Origin of the sequence: Enterococcus sp. DIV0755f (genome assembly GCF_051713725.1) — a bacterium.
Classification (GTDB): domain Bacteria; phylum Bacillota; class Bacilli; order Lactobacillales; family Enterococcaceae; genus Enterococcus_D; species Enterococcus_D casseliflavus.
The window spans coordinates 254,400-268,422 of the sequence record NZ_JBIOQL010000001.1 but is presented as its reverse complement, the minus strand read 5'-3'; the positions used below and the strand labels follow the sequence as shown (position 1 = coordinate 268,422).

The following is a 14,023-nucleotide window of genomic DNA, read 5'->3' as shown; positions in this document are numbered from 1 at the left end:
AAAACCTGCTATTGCGGCGCTTCCTCCTGCATACGGTCTTGGGCCTGGGTATAGGCACCATGCCACACATGACCGACATAAGGATTGATCACCACTCCTTCTTTGATTGCCGCTGTGACAAAGGCTTTCGCTAACCGAACGCTTTCCACGATGGGTTTGCCTTTTGCAAGACCCGCAGCGATCGCTGCTGAAAAGGTGCAGCCTGCCCCGTGATTGAAATCGGTAGCGATTTTTTCACTTTCTAACAAGAGGAAGGATTGCCCATCATAAACGAGGTCAACGGCTTTTGCTCCTGGCAAGCGATGCCCCCCTTTGATCACGACGTATTTAGCACCTAATTCATGGATTTTTTCAGCAGCTTGCTTCATGGCCTCCACACTCGTCAAATCACCCAAACCTGAAAGAATCCCCGCTTCTACTAAATTGGGGGTGACAACATCTGCTAACGGCAACAAATGCGTGATGATGGCATCGACGCTTTTTGGCTGTAAGATTTCTGCAGTCCCTTTGCAAGCAATGACAGGATCGATCACCACATTTTTGACTTGCTGCTGTTGGATCATCTGCGCAGCTTGGACAATATTGTCTTCATTGCCTAACATGCCCGTTTTTAGAGCATCCATCGGATCACCTGCAAAAGCAGAGATCATTTGTTTTTCGACAAGCGCTGTTTCCATCGCCGTTACTTCATGGCTCCAACCTGCTTGTGGGTCCATCGTGACGATCGAAGCGATCGTGGCAAAACCAAAGACACCATATTCCTGAAATGTTTTTAAATCTGCTTCGATACCGGCACCTCCGGTTGAATCCGACCCAGCAATTGATAGGACTTTTTCCATCTTCCTCATCTCCTTGTGCTTTTTGCTAAGTATAGTCAATCTTCCCCTTGACGAAAAGAGCCATTTGGCTTATTTTTAAACCATCCAATTGAAAAAGGTGGTGCAGGATGGCTTCATCAAGTATCGACAAACAGAAGAAACAACCGATTTACCAGCAGATCGTGACTCATTTTATCGAAGAGATCCAAGCGGGAATCTATGGACCTGGGGATCGTTTGCCACCAGAGCGCAGCCTTGCTCAGACTTTTGGCGTCAATCGTTCCACCGTCGTCAAAGCGTTAGATGAATTGAAAAGCTTAGGATGGATCGAACGAAAACAAGGCAGCGGCTCTCGTGTATTGGAAGGTCGTTGGGGGAACCGCCAAACGCCGCTTTCTTATTTGCGCTCGTCTTTAAGCAGCCCTTATCTGCAGCAAGACCCTTACGTTCAACAGATTCAGCATTTGCGCACCGAGAAGGATGTGCTGGATCTGTACACAGGTGATCTACCTGCCGATCTGATCCCCGATTTCACGTTTCCTGCCTTTACCTGGGAAGAGATTCGCAAAGAAAGCACCAAAGTATTACCGACGGGTTATGAACCTTTGCAAGAAATCTTATTGCAGCACCTTGCTGATTCCTTCAATTTGCCCACCAACGGACAAAAACTAGTGATCACTGCTGGATCGACACAAGGAATCACCTTGCTAATGCAAGTCTTATTGCATGCGGGGGATTGTATCGCGACAGAGGACCCTTCTTTCTTGTTCTCTCTCCCCTTGTTTTCCACGATGAATGTCCAGCTGATCGGGATCAAGCAAGATAGCGAAGGGATGCGGCCTGCGGCATTGGAAAAAGTGTTGAAGGAAAAGAAGATCAAATTTGTTTATCTGAATCCCACCTTCCAAAATCCAACGGGTCATACTATGAGTGACCATCGGCGCCAAGCGATCATCCGCCTTTGCCAGACCTATCAAGTACCGATCATAGAAGACGATGTTTTTAGCGAGTTGGCTTTTGAGAAAGTACCGCCCAAGCTAAAATCCATGGCTCCCGAAACCGTCATTTATTTAGGCTCGCTTTCCAAATTACTAGGATCATCCATCAAAATCGGCTGGCTTTTGGTGCCAGAAGCGTTAGCCGACCAATTTGCCCAAGCGAAAAAACGGATGGCGATCGATACCACGATCTTCCCGCAAGTCCTTGCCAACATCGCCTTACGCTCCTTTGATTACCACCAGCAACAGCGGACACTGCTTGAAGAAATGGCCCAGCGTCAGCAAGACTTACTCCAACTCTTGCAGGCATTTCAGGAGGATTGGCAATGGCAGCCGACGAAAGGTGGTCTTTACCTGTGGTTGACTTGGCGTCACCGCACATTGACTCGCAAAGATTGGGCACTCTTTTTGGCGAACGATTGCTTAGTAGCACCCGCGTTTCTTTTCAGTAACGATACGAATGGCTTGCGTTTGAACTATACCCGCTTAGCCAAAGATGATTTACCGCTATTTCAAGAACGATTCACAAAAATCACCCAACAGTTAAAGGAGCAAACCTATGAACGAAACCATTGAGCTTTTGCACAATCACCGCACTTACCGACAATTTGACCCTGACTACCGCTTGAGCCAAGAGCAAGTAACCGCGATTTTGACTGCGGCTCGTCAAGCACCTAGCTGGATGAACGGGCAAGCCTATTCGATCTTAGTGATCGACGACCCGCAGATCCGCCAACAAATGGTCGAATGGAATCCTGGCAATCCTCATATCGCAGCAAGTTCACTCTTTCTGCTATTTTTAGCTGATTTAAATCGAACCAAAAAAGTTGCTGACGAAAAACAGACTCCCTATCCAATCGATGAGGGCTATCAGCCATTATTGATCGCCACCACTGATGCCAGCATCGCTTTGCAATCTGGTGCGATCGCTGCTGAATCACTAGGCTTAGGCACCGTCATTTCTGGCAGTGTCCGCAAAGACAGCGCCAAAATCGCTGAATTGTTGCACTTACCAGAATATGTCTATCCTGTGGCTGGCTTGAGCATCGGTAAACCAATCGTAGAAATGAAGGTCAAACCTCGCTTGCCAGAAGAAGCGGTCATTCATTACAACCATTATCAGGACTATTCTTATGAGGCGATCGAAGCGTACGATCAAACGATGACTGCTTTTGGAGAAGCCCGCGAGACCAAACCATGGTCAGAAAAATTCGCTGGCTTTTACAGCAATCGTCCTGACCAAGGATTTGACGCCTTCTTGAAGAAGCAAAATCTAATAAAATAAAAAGCACCGCTCTCTTTAGCTTCGATGAACCGTAACGGATTCATCCACGCTAGAGAGAGCGGCTTTTTTTCTACAAGAGTCAAAAAAAGAGCAAAAGCGCGTACGCTTTTGCTCTTCGATCAATCAAATTAAGCTTGGATTGAAGTTACAACGCCTGAACCAACAGTACGTCCGCCTTCACGAATTGAGAAACGAGTTCCGTCTTCGATAGCGATTGGGTGGATCAATTCAACGTCGATTGTTACGTTATCACCAGGCATAACCATTTCAGTTCCTTCTGGTAATTCAACAACACCAGTTACGTCAGTTGTACGGAAGTAGAACTGAGGACGGTAGTTAGTGAAGAATGGTGTGTGACGTCCACCTTCTTCTTTTGTTAAAACGTAAACTTCAGCTTTAAATTTTGTATGAGGTGTGATTGTACCAGCTTTAGCCAATACTTGTCCACGTTGGATGTCTTCACGAGCAACACCACGTAGCAATGCACCAATGTTATCCCCTGCTTCAGCATAGTCTAACAATTTACGGAACATTTCAACACCAGTTACAGTTGTTTTAGCAGTTTCTTCAGCAATACCAACGATTTCAACTTCGTCACCAACGCGAACTTGTCCACGTTCAACACGGCCTGTAGCAACAGTACCACGTCCAGTGATTGAGAATACGTCTTCGACTGGCATCATGAACGGTTTGTCAGTGTCACGTTCTGGAGTTGGAACGTATTCGTCAACTGCAGCCATTAATTCCATGATTTTTTCTTCGTATGAAGCATCGCCTTCAAGAGCTTTCAAAGCAGAACCAGCGATTACAGGAACATCGTCGCCTGGGAAGTCATATTCTGACAATAAGTCACGAACTTCCATTTCAACTAATTCTAGTAATTCTTCGTCATCAACCATATCCATTTTGTTTAAGAAAACAACGATGTATGGTACACCAACGTTACGTGATAACAAGATGTGTTCACGTGTTTGAGGCATAGGACCATCAGCAGCAGATACTACTAAGATCGCGCCGTCCATTTGAGCAGCACCAGTGATCATGTTTTTAACGTAGTCCGCGTGTCCTGGGCAGTCAACGTGAGCATAGTGACGTGCTTCAGTTTCGTACTCAACGTGAGCAGTTGAGATAGTGATTCCGCGTTCGCGTTCTTCTGGAGCGCCATCGATTTGGTCGTAAGCTGAAGCTTGAGCCAAACCTTTTTTAGATAATACAGTTGTGATAGCAGCTGTAAGTGTAGTTTTACCATGGTCAACGTGTCCGATCGTACCAATGTTTACGTGGGGTTTAGAACGGTCAAATTTTTCTTTTGCCATTTTAAAATGTTCCTCCTAAAAATGCAGTTTATTTTTTATATTTGATAGGTAGGGAGCCGCAGCTCCCCATCCCTTATCATCGATAATATTGTACACGAAACTCAGAAAAAAATATAGCTTTTTACTTAATTTCCTATACTTCCATCAATTATTCAGCTTTGCCGCCGTTTTTCTTGATGATTTCTTCTTGAACAGATTTAGGTACATCTTCATAGTGATCAAATGTCATCATGAACGTACCGCGACCTTGTGTTGATGAACGAAGTGTTGTTGCGTAACCGAACATTTCAGCTAATGGCACGATTGCGTTCACGATTTGTGAGTTACCGTGTGCTTCCATTCCTTCTACGCGTCCACGACGAGCAGTTACGTGGCCCATAACATCACCTAAGTAATCTTCTGGTACAGTGATAACTACTTTCATCATTGGTTCAAGAATTACTGGGTTTGCTTTCTTCGCTGCAGCACGTAAAGCCATAGAAGCTGCAACACGGAAGGCAGTTTCACTTGAATCGACATCATGGTATGAACCATCATAAAGTTTTGCTTTGATGTCTACTAATGGGTAACCGGCTAAGACACCGTTCGCCATTGAGTCTTCAAGTCCTTTTTCAACTGCTGGGATGTATTCACGAGGAACCACACCACCGACAATCGCGTTTTCGAATTCGAAGCCTTTACCTTCTTCGTTTGGTGTAAATTCGACCCATACGTGACCGTATTGACCTTTACCACCAGACTGACGTACAAATTTACCTTCCGCTTGTGTTGCTGCACGGAATGTTTCACGATAAGAAACTTGAGGCGCACCTACGTTTGCTTCAACTTTAAATTCGCGACGCATACGGTCAACTAAGACGTCCAAGTGAAGTTCTCCCATACCAGCGATAACAGTTTCGCCTGTTTCAGCGTTTGTTTCCACACGGAATGATGGATCTTCTTCAGCAAGTTTTTGTAAAGCAACCCCCATTTTATCTTGGTCAGCTTTTGATTTAGGCTCAACAGCGACTTCGATAACTGGTTCTGGGAATTCGATTGATTCAAGGATTACTGGTGATTTTTCATCACATAGTGTATCCCCAGTTGTTGTGTCTTTCAAACCAACAGCAGCGGCGATATCGCCTGAGTATACTGTTTGGATTTCAGCACGAGTGTTGGCGTGCATTTGTAGGATACGACCGATACGTTCGCGTTTGCCTTTTGAAGCATTCAATACGTATGATCCAGAGTTCAAGATACCTGAATACACACGGAAGAATGTCAAACGGCCTACGAATGGGTCAGTCATTACTTTAAATGCTAATGAAGCAAATGGTGCTTCATCGTCAGCCGGACGATCAGTTTCTTCGTCTGTTTTAGGATTGATCCCTTTAATCGCAGGAACATCAAGTGGTGAAGGCAAGTAGTCGATGACTGCATCCAACATCAATTGAACCCCTTTGTTTTTAAAGGCAGATCCGCAAAGAACAGGGAAAAAGTCAACAGTCAATGTTGCTTGACGAATACCAGCTTTCAATTCTTCTTCAGTGATTTCTTCACCTTCCAAGAATTTCATCATTAGTTCTTCATCAGTATCAGCAACAGCTTCGATTAATTTTTCGCGCCATTCTTCAGCTAATTCTACGTATTCTTCAGGAATTTCAGTCTCTTGGATTTCAGTTCCTAAGTCATTTGTGTAGATTTCAGCTTTCATTTTTACTAAGTCGATAATACCAGTAAAGTCATCTTCCGCACCAATTGGTAATTGGATTGGGTGAGCATTTGCTTGTAAACGATCATGTAAAGTTGATACAGAGTATAAGAAGTCTGCACCAATTTTGTCCATTTTGTTACAGAATACAACACGCGGTACGCGGTAATCTGTCGCTTGACGCCAAACTGTTTCTGTTTGAGGTTCTACACCTGATTGTGAGTCCAACACAGTTACAGCACCATCAAGTACACGCAATGAACGTTGCACTTCGATTGTGAAGTCCACGTGTCCTGGTGTGTCGATGATATTTACGCGGTTTTCTTTCCATTGCGCAGTTGTCGCAGCAGAAGTGATTGTGATCCCACGTTCTTGTTCTTGTTCCATCCAGTCCATTTGAGAAGCACCTTCATGTGTTTCACCAATTTTATGGATTTTACCTGTGTAATAAAGGATACGTTCAGTTGTCGTTGTTTTACCAGCGTCAACGTGGGCCATGATCCCGATATTACGAGTTTTTTCTAGCGAAAATTCTCTTGCCATTCTAGGTTGTTCCCCTCTCATTCTTACTTAACTTAAGCTAAGGTTGTCTCAGTACCTTCCAATAAAAAGCAGTGAGGATCTTACCAACGATAGTGAGCAAATGCGCGGTTGGCTTCCGCCATTTTGTGTGTGTCTTCGCGTTTTTTCACAGAAGCACCAGTGTTGTTCGCTGCATCCATGATTTCTTTTGCAAGACGTTCTTCCATTGTGTGTTCGCCACGCAAACGAGCGTAGTTTACCACCCAACGAAGACCTAGAGTTGTACGACGTTCAGGACGTACTTCTACTGGTACTTGATAGTTAGAACCACCGACACGGCGAGCTTTAACTTCCAATACAGGCATAATGTTTTTCATTGCTTGTTCGAAAACTTCCAATGGATCATTTCCTGTAGATTCTTTGATAATGCCAAAAGCATTGTAGATAATATTTGCAGCAACACCGCGTTTACCATCAACCATTACACGGTTGATCAAACGAGTTACTAATTTTGAGTTATAAATAGGATCTGGTAAAACATCACGTTTTGCAACAGGACCTTTACGAGGCATCCGTAACTCCTCCTTCCGAGATATCAGTTCTGATTTAAATAAGATTCATTTGATCTGTTTGTCTTAAAGATTAAGCTTTAGGACGTTTTGTACCATATTTAGAACGAGATTGTTTACGATCGTTAACACCGGCAGTATCCAATGCACCACGAACGATATGGTAACGTACCCCTGGTAAGTCTTTTACACGTCCACCACGTAACAAGACCACGCTGTGTTCTTGTAAGTTGTGTCCGATACCTGGAATATAAGCTGTCACTTCAATCAAGTTTGACAAACGAACACGCGCATATTTACGTAGAGCTGAGTTCGGTTTTTTCGGTGTCATAGTTCCCACACGAGTAGCTACCCCACGCTTTTGAGGTGAGTTAACATTCGTTTGAGCTTTCTTGAAACTGTTATATCCTTTGTTCAATGCTGGTGAATTTGATTTTTCAACCTTGGATTTACGAGGTTTACGTACTAATTGATTAATTGTAGGCATCCCTAGTTGTCCTCCTTCCTTGATTCGCTTTATAGTCCCACACATCCAGGTGGTTCTTTTTTTGCGATAAAAAATAATGCATTCTCTGCATTCATATCAACTATGCTTTGATAGACAGTCAGCACGTCTCCAACGAGAGACCTGTAGATAAAGCACCTTTGATAGAATATCATGCTTATTCTTACCTGTCAAGTATCCCCCTAAGCTTTTTTCAAAAGAAATCTGTTACGAAAAAATCCGCAAATTTTACGCTTCTTCCTATATAATAGAGACAAAGCATTTATTTAAAAAAGGCGGGAAGAAAATGAACCTAAAAGAAATGGTCGGCATTGAAGCGGCTAGTTATGTAAAAGATGGCATGGTGGTTGGCTTGGGCACTGGCTCAACAGCCTACTACATGATTGAAGAACTGGGTCGACGGGTAAAAGAAGAAGGTCTATCGATCACGGGTGTCCCAACTTCTTGGGCATCGAAAAAACAAGCAGAAGGATTAGGTATCCCGATTCGCACCATCGATGAAGTGGACGCTGTGGATCTTACGATCGACGGTGCAGATGAGATCAGCCAGGATTATCATGGCATCAAAGGCGGCGGTGCAGCCCTTTTATTCGAAAAAATTGTGGCGTCTAACTCCAAAAAAGTCTTGTGGATCGTTGATGAATCGAAAATGGTCGAAACACTTGGTGCCTTCCCGTTGCCAGTGGAAGTGATCCCTTACGGCAGCCAACAGCTGTTGCGTCTGTTCGAGAAGAAAAACTACCATCCAAAACTGCGTCTGAATGAAGAAGACGAACCGTTAAAAACCGATTGTAGCAATTACATCATCGATCTTCATCTAGAAACGATCACCGCCCCTACTGAGTTGGCACAGGAATTAGATGCTACAGTGGGCGTGGTTGAACACGGTCTGTTTTTGGATATGGTCCACACGATCATTGTCGGATTGCCTGAAGGCCCGAGTACCAAGCACGTTAGATAAAGGAAACAAAAAAGAGGAGCGATATCGCTTCTCTTTTTTTCGTTATTTTTCTTCAATCGACTTAATTTTTATTATTTTTTGTGCAAATTACCCTATCATTTAAGAAATAATTATGATACATTCAATAAAAAGGGAAAGGTAGGAGGGTTTATGAAAATCATAGGCTATGCTCGTTCAACGATCACCGACAACTCAACAAGTGAACAATTAAACAAGCTCGAAGAATTTGGGTGTCATGAATTTTTCCATGAGACATTTAGCGTGGAAGAAAGTGAAGAAAATCATTCATTGGAGTCAGTGGTGGCACAAATGCAGCCCGGCGACACCTTAGTCGTTACGGAACTGCATCGTTTAGGGAAAACCACCAGACAGCTGACCGATCTCACTGATCTATTAAAACAGCGAGAGCTTCATCTGGTTTCACTGGCAGAACAAATCGATACCCGCGGTCCGATGGGACAGGTTTACTTCAATTTAATGGAAGGACTTGCGATCATGGAACGCTCACTCATCAAAGAGCGCACGCTGGTCGGCTTAAATAAAGCCCGCAAAAAAGGCAAAATTGGCGGTCGTCCAAAAATCGATCCGAAAACGATCAAAAAAATCCGTCAATTGTACTACGAGAAAAAAGAAACGATTCAATATATTTCTGAAAAATGCGGTGTTTCTGTAGGTACATGCTATAAATACATAAAATTATCCGAAGAAGAATGGAACAAGTTACGTTCATAGTTGTCGACTCCCCCTAGAACAGCATGAAACAAAAGCGGTCCTCTTTTTAATGATCCCCTTTTGTTTTTCCTTAAGAATGGCGTTTTCCCCCAGCTTTTCCTCCAAAACCATGGAAATTCTTTGAGAAAGAGTGTACAATAAATACGGAATTGAAAATTTCAGAAAAATATCGAATATCTAAAGGAGAGTTTTACATGCCAAAATTAGTATTTTCTCGTCATGGACTAAGCGAATGGAACAAATTAAACCAGTTTACCGGTTGGGCTGATGTTGATCTAGCGCCAGAAGGTGTCGAAGAAGCAATCGAAGGCGGACGTAAAATCAAAGAAGCAGGCATCGAATTTGACGTTGCTTACACATCTGTTTTAACTCGTGCCATCAAAACTTGTAATTACATTTTAGAATATTCTGATCAACTTTGGGTACCAACGATCAAATCATGGCGCTTAAACGAACGTCATTACGGTAAATTACAAGGTTTAAATAAAAAAGAAACTGCTGAAAAATACGGTGACGAACAAGTACACATCTGGCGTCGTTCTTACGATGTTTTACCTCCATTGATGGAAGCTTCAGATGAAGGTTCTGCTGCAAACGACCGTCGTTATGCAATGCTTGACCCTCGCGACGTACCTGGTGGAGAAAACTTAAAAGTTACTTTAGAACGTGCATTGCCTTTCTGGCAAGATGAAATCGCCCCAGCATTAAAAGACGACAAAACTGTCTTAGTTGCGGCTCACGGAAACTCTCTACGTGCATTAGCAAAACATATCGAAGGTATTTCTGACGAAGATATCATGGATCTTGAGATCCCAACTGGTCAACCACTTGTTTATGAATTGAACGATGATTTGACTGTTGCGAAAAAATACTACTTATAAGCCTCGCTTATCGCTGCCCTTTTTTAAAAAAGGGCAGTTTTTTTATTGGCATTTCCTCCCCCCTCTTTTATAATTGAGGGCGTACTCGAAAGGAGCTTATTATGAAACTAGTCAAAAATGATACCGTTTTATTTTTAGGTGACAGCATCACAGATTGCGATCGTGATCGCCAAGATCCCCACGATTTAGGACATGGGTTTGCCCGTCTCGTTGCCGATCAGCTGGCAGAGAAATTCCCCACTGCGGACTTTACCTTTTATAACCGCGGGATCGGCGGCAATAAAGCTGCCGATGTCTTAGCCCGTCTCCAAGAAGATTGCCTTCAATTAGCGCCTGACGTCTTGGTCTTTATGATTGGGATCAACGACACGTGGCACAATGCCGGTGGTCCCGATTTTGGTTCAGAAGAGGCCGCAACGTCCTTTGAGGCAACCTACCGTCAAATTCTGGAACAAGTGACCCAACAGGGGATCACGCGTATTTTCTTGCTGGAACCTTTTGTTTTGCCATATCCTGAAGATCGTCAAACCTGGCGGATCGATCTTGATCCGAAAATCCAAATCGTTCGTCGCTTAGCTACCGCCTTTCATTGTCAGCTGCTGCCGCTGGATGGCTTGTTTGCCGAAGCAGCCGTTGCTAGCTCCCCGCAGGCACTGACAGGCGATGACGGGGTGCACCCCACTCCTGCTGGACACGCCTTGATTGCGAATCAGCTAATGGCCCGTTTGGCTTTTTCTTCTGAAGGGTAAATAAACAGACCGCTCCGCGACAACCAAGTCGCAGGAACGGTCTTTTTTATGATTAAAGATAGGTTGAAGGAGTCAAGGAATCTTGGTAGATTGCGATCACGTCTTCTTCTTGCAGCGGTACATACGCATTTGTTGCAATAGAGCTAAATTGAACTGCTTGAGCCGCCATTTCAGCAAAATGGGTGTCATCGGCGATCCCTACTTCTGGCAAAGTCATTGGAATATCGCAAGAAGCAAAAAAGTCATACAGTTTTTGAATCCCCATTCGGGCAGCTAATTCTGGCACTGCTTCTTGGACACCAAAGACTTCTCTGGCAAACCGCGCAAATTTCGGCGCCGTTTCTTCATTCAATACATGAAGCATCCAGCGTGGGGTCAGAATCGCTAAGCCGATGCCATGGGTAATGTCATAAAACGCACTCAACTCATGCTCCATCGCATGACAAGACCAAGCACCACCCTTGCCGCTTCCAGTCAAACCATTTAAGGCTAAGGTGCTCGCCCACATCAAATTCGCCCGCGCATCATAGTCTGTGGGGTCATTTAATGCGATGGGCAGATTTTTAATGACTGCTTTTAGCAATCCTTCTGCTACACCGTCTTGGACATCTGTTCCTTCTGTTTTACTGAAATAATTTTCAATCAGATGGCTCATGATATCCGCTGAACCGGCAGCCGTTTGATAGCGACTGACACTAAAGGTCGTTGTTGGATCTAAAAAAGATACTTTCGGTAAAAATTCGGGTCCGTGAACACCAAGTTTTTGTTTCGTTTCTAGATTAGAGATCACCGCACCGCGATTCATTTCACTGCCAGTAGCCGCAAGGGTCAAGATCGTTACTAATGGAATCGCTGGTCCTTGATAGCTTCTGGAAAGAACTAAGTCCCAAGGCTCTTGCTCACTGCAAGCCGCCCCAGCGATCACTTTGCTGCAATCAATTACAGAACCGCCGCCAACAGCTAAAATGACGTCGATCTTTTCTGAACGACAAAGAGCGGCTCCTTGACGAACGGTTTCGATTCGTGGATTTGGATCGACACCAGTCAATTCAGTGACTTGATTGCCGTTGGCAGTCAATTGCGCCATGACTGCATCGTACAAGCCGTTTTTCTTGATACTGCCGCCACCATAGACTAGCAAGACGTTTTTTCCAAATGTATTCAGTACTTCTGGCAGCTCGTTCAGACGGTCTTTCCCAAAACGAATGTCCGTCGTTACATGAAACGTAAAATTATTCATTGTCTCATCTCCTTTTTACACCTTTTCTTTTCATTAAACCATTTTCTGGCAAAAGTGCAACGCTTCTTCGTGGCTTTTTGCCAACAAAAAAAGATAACACATTCTCGGTTGCATGCAAACCAATACGATTTGGCTGCTTGCTCTATCAAAAGCAAGCAGCCTTCGCATCGTTCATGCACCGATCCTGCGGTATCTTTTTTACGCGATCGCTGCTTCTAAGCCAACTTTGATCATGTCGTTAAATGTCGTTTGTCTTTCTTCTGGCGTTGTTTCTTCTCCAGTGATGATGTGGTCGCTGACGGTACAGATCGCTAAAGTTTGAACGTGGAATTTCGCTCCTAAATAGTATAAGGCTGCGGCTTCCATCTCAACACCCATCACCCCAAGGTCTGCCAACTGTAACGTTTCCGTCATGTCATCTTTGTAGAAGGTATCTTCAGATAAGATGTTACCGACGTGAGTCGTAAATCCTGATTCAATCGCTGTATCATAGGCTTTACGCAACAGTGCAAAGTCAGCGATTGGTGGGAAATGGAAACTTTGGAAGTTTTTTGCTACCATCGATGAACTTGTTGCTGCCGCTTGGGCAATCACAAGATCACGCACGTGGACATCTTTTGAGATGGCACCACACGTACCGACCCGAATCAATTTCTTCACGCCGTAAGAGTTGATCAATTCATGGGCATAGATACTCGCTGAAGGCATGCCCATGCCGGTTCCTTGGACAGAGACCCGCTCGCCCTTATAAACGCCTGTATAGCCCAACATCCCCCGAACGTTGTTGTAACAGATCGGGTCTTCTAAAAATGTTTCAGCAATATATTTTGCCCGCAGTGGATCACCTGGTAACAAGATTTTGTCTGCGATCTCGCCTGCTTTTGCTTCGATATGAACGCTCATTCGTTTTTCTCCTTTGGTCTGCTTTTTATAGTACTGCTAACGTTTCTTTGATCAACGCTTTAAATTCTGCCTTGACCCGTTCCGTCGTTTCCACGACTTCTTCATGATTCAAGCTCGCTTGCATACCAGCAGCCAAGTTTGTGATACAAGAAACACCTAAGACTTTCAAGCCACTGTGAACAGCAACGATCACTTCCGGGACAGTCGACATACCGACAGCATCGGCACCGATCGTCCGAGCAAAGCGGATCTCTGCTGGCGTTTCATACGTAGGACCTGAGAAGCCCATATAAACGCCTTCTTTTAAGTGCAATCCTTTTGATGCACCAACTTTTTGTGCCGCTTCCCGATAAGGCAAATGGTAGGCTTGGCTCATATCTGGGAAACGTGGCCCCATTTCTTCTTCGTTTTCACCAATCAGTGGGTTGTCCCCCATAAAGTTGATTTGATCGGTGATCAACATCAAGTCTCCCGGCTGGAAGCTTTCGTTTACGCCGCCACAGGCATTGGTCACGACTAAAGAGTGAGCTTTTAATGCCGCCATCACACGGACGGGGTAAGTGACCGTCTGCATCGAATGGCCTTCATAATAATGGAATCGTCCTTGCATCGCTAAGACTTTTTTCCCAGCTAATGTTCCATAGACCAATTGTCCTGCATGACCGACCACTGTCGAAACAGGAAAATGCGGGATATCGTTGTAAGGCAACACGATTGGGTTTTCGATCTCATCGGCTAATTCACCTAAGCCAGATCCTAAGATCAACCCAAATTCCACTTCACCGACGCCGCTTTCTTGGATAAATGCCGTTGTTTCTTGTAATTTCTCATGTAACGTTGTCATCTCATCACCT

Annotated in this window: 14 protein-coding genes; 6 read left to right on the top strand and 8 right to left on the bottom strand. The window is 44.3% G+C overall.

Annotation, left to right across the window (positions count from 1 at the left end):
* Positions 1-8: 8 nt before the first annotated feature.
* Positions 9-839: a bifunctional hydroxymethylpyrimidine kinase/phosphomethylpyrimidine kinase gene (gene thiD / locus IGI73_RS01225; RefSeq protein ID WP_428206924.1), complete on the bottom strand. Its 831-nt coding sequence runs from the start codon at positions 837-839 to the stop codon at positions 9-11.
* Positions 840-946: 107 nt separating this feature from the next.
* On the opposite strand from thiD, the gene IGI73_RS01220 reads away from it, so the two are divergent.
* Both IGI73_RS01220 and IGI73_RS01215 read left to right on the top strand, forming a co-directional pair.
* Entirely contained in the window at positions 947-2,392 is a 1,446-nt protein-coding gene (locus IGI73_RS01220; RefSeq protein ID WP_428206926.1) for a PLP-dependent aminotransferase family protein, read from the top strand.
* A complete protein-coding gene (locus IGI73_RS01215) occupies positions 2,376-3,101 on the top strand; it encodes a nitroreductase family protein (protein WP_015508810.1) in 726 nt (241 codons plus the stop codon). Before IGI73_RS01220 ends, IGI73_RS01215 begins: the two co-directional genes overlap by 17 nt.
* 128 nt (positions 3,102-3,229) lie before the next feature.
* Here IGI73_RS01215 and tuf read toward each other — a convergent pair whose 3' ends face one another.
* The 4 genes from tuf to rpsL form a co-directional block, all read right to left on the bottom strand.
* Positions 3,230-4,417 (bottom strand): elongation factor Tu, encoded by a 1,188-nt coding sequence (gene tuf / locus IGI73_RS01210; protein ID WP_005226902.1) that lies wholly within the window; start codon positions 4,415-4,417, stop codon positions 3,230-3,232.
* 148 nt (positions 4,418-4,565) lie between these two features.
* Positions 4,566-6,650 (bottom strand): elongation factor G, encoded by a 2,085-nt coding sequence (gene fusA / locus IGI73_RS01205; protein ID WP_005226900.1) that lies wholly within the window; start codon positions 6,648-6,650, stop codon positions 4,566-4,568.
* Positions 6,651-6,730: 80 nt separating this feature from the next.
* Entirely contained in the window at positions 6,731-7,201 is a 471-nt protein-coding gene (gene rpsG / locus IGI73_RS01200; RefSeq protein ID WP_003127957.1) for a 30S ribosomal protein S7, read from the bottom strand.
* A 70-nt stretch (positions 7,202-7,271) separates the two neighbouring features.
* Complete coding sequence (gene rpsL / locus IGI73_RS01195) at positions 7,272-7,685, bottom strand: 30S ribosomal protein S12 (protein ID WP_003127956.1); 414 nt, start codon at positions 7,683-7,685, stop codon at positions 7,272-7,274.
* 304 nt (positions 7,686-7,989) lie between these two features.
* Here rpsL and rpiA point away from each other — a divergent pair, with 304 nt between their 5' ends.
* The 4 genes from rpiA to IGI73_RS01175 all read left to right on the top strand — a co-directional run bounded on the left by rpiA (position 7,990) and on the right by IGI73_RS01175 (position 11,026).
* Positions 7,990-8,664, top strand: coding sequence for a ribose-5-phosphate isomerase RpiA (gene rpiA / locus IGI73_RS01190; protein ID WP_428206928.1), 675 nt, complete (start codon positions 7,990-7,992; stop codon positions 8,662-8,664).
* Positions 8,665-8,814: 150 nt separating this feature from the next.
* Entirely contained in the window at positions 8,815-9,396 is a 582-nt protein-coding gene (locus IGI73_RS01185; RefSeq protein ID WP_005226873.1) for a recombinase family protein, read from the top strand.
* 194 nt (positions 9,397-9,590) lie between these two features.
* On the top strand, positions 9,591-10,277 hold the full coding sequence (gene gpmA / locus IGI73_RS01180; protein ID WP_005226871.1) for a 2,3-diphosphoglycerate-dependent phosphoglycerate mutase: 687 nt from the start codon (positions 9,591-9,593) through the stop codon (positions 10,275-10,277).
* A 101-nt stretch (positions 10,278-10,378) separates the two neighbouring features.
* Complete coding sequence (locus IGI73_RS01175) at positions 10,379-11,026, top strand: SGNH/GDSL hydrolase family protein (protein WP_428206930.1); 648 nt, start codon at positions 10,379-10,381, stop codon at positions 11,024-11,026.
* Between the two features lie 52 nt (positions 11,027-11,078).
* Here the strand turns inward: IGI73_RS01175 and IGI73_RS01170 are convergent, their stop codons facing one another.
* From IGI73_RS01170 to IGI73_RS01160, 3 genes are all read right to left on the bottom strand, one after another.
* Positions 11,079-12,266, bottom strand: coding sequence for an iron-containing alcohol dehydrogenase (locus tag IGI73_RS01170; protein ID WP_010748609.1), 1,188 nt, complete (start codon positions 12,264-12,266; stop codon positions 11,079-11,081).
* Positions 12,267-12,464: 198 nt separating this feature from the next.
* A complete protein-coding gene (deoD, locus tag IGI73_RS01165) occupies positions 12,465-13,169 on the bottom strand; it encodes a purine-nucleoside phosphorylase (protein WP_428206932.1) in 705 nt (234 codons plus the stop codon).
* A 25-nt stretch (positions 13,170-13,194) separates the two neighbouring features.
* On the bottom strand, positions 13,195-14,013 hold the full coding sequence (locus tag IGI73_RS01160; protein WP_005226849.1) for a purine-nucleoside phosphorylase: 819 nt from the start codon (positions 14,011-14,013) through the stop codon (positions 13,195-13,197).
* Between the last annotated feature and the right edge of the window lie 10 nt (positions 14,014-14,023).

Bases quoted from the DNA above. Each gene is read 5' to 3' on its own strand.
- gpmA (WP_005226871.1), top strand. From the start codon at position 9,591: ATGCCAAAATTAGTATTTTCTCGTCATGGACTAAGCGAATGGAACAAA.
- rpiA (WP_428206928.1), top strand. From the start codon at position 7,990: ATGAACCTAAAAGAAATGGTCGGCATTGAAGCGGCTAGTTATGTAAAA.
- IGI73_RS01170 (WP_010748609.1), bottom strand. From the start codon at position 12,266: ATGAATAATTTTACGTTTCATGTAACGACGGACATTCGTTTTGGGAAA.
- IGI73_RS01215 (WP_015508810.1), top strand. From the start codon at position 2,376: ATGAACGAAACCATTGAGCTTTTGCACAATCACCGCACTTACCGACAA.
- IGI73_RS01185 (WP_005226873.1), top strand. From the start codon at position 8,815: ATGAAAATCATAGGCTATGCTCGTTCAACGATCACCGACAACTCAACA.
- IGI73_RS01220 (WP_428206926.1), top strand. From the start codon at position 947: ATGGCTTCATCAAGTATCGACAAACAGAAGAAACAACCGATTTACCAG.
- deoD (WP_428206932.1), bottom strand. From the start codon at position 13,169: ATGAGCGTTCATATCGAAGCAAAAGCAGGCGAGATCGCAGACAAAATC.
- thiD (WP_428206924.1), bottom strand. From the start codon at position 839: ATGGAAAAAGTCCTATCAATTGCTGGGTCGGATTCAACCGGAGGTGCC.
- IGI73_RS01175 (WP_428206930.1), top strand. From the start codon at position 10,379: ATGAAACTAGTCAAAAATGATACCGTTTTATTTTTAGGTGACAGCATC.
- fusA (WP_005226900.1), bottom strand. From the start codon at position 6,650: ATGGCAAGAGAATTTTCGCTAGAAAAAACTCGTAATATCGGGATCATG.
- tuf (WP_005226902.1), bottom strand. From the start codon at position 4,417: ATGGCAAAAGAAAAATTTGACCGTTCTAAACCCCACGTAAACATTGGT.
- IGI73_RS01160 (WP_005226849.1), bottom strand. From the start codon at position 14,013: ATGACAACGTTACATGAGAAATTACAAGAAACAACGGCATTTATCCAA.
- rpsL (WP_003127956.1), bottom strand. From the start codon at position 7,685: ATGCCTACAATTAATCAATTAGTACGTAAACCTCGTAAATCCAAGGTT.
- rpsG (WP_003127957.1), bottom strand. From the start codon at position 7,201: ATGCCTCGTAAAGGTCCTGTTGCAAAACGTGATGTTTTACCAGATCCT.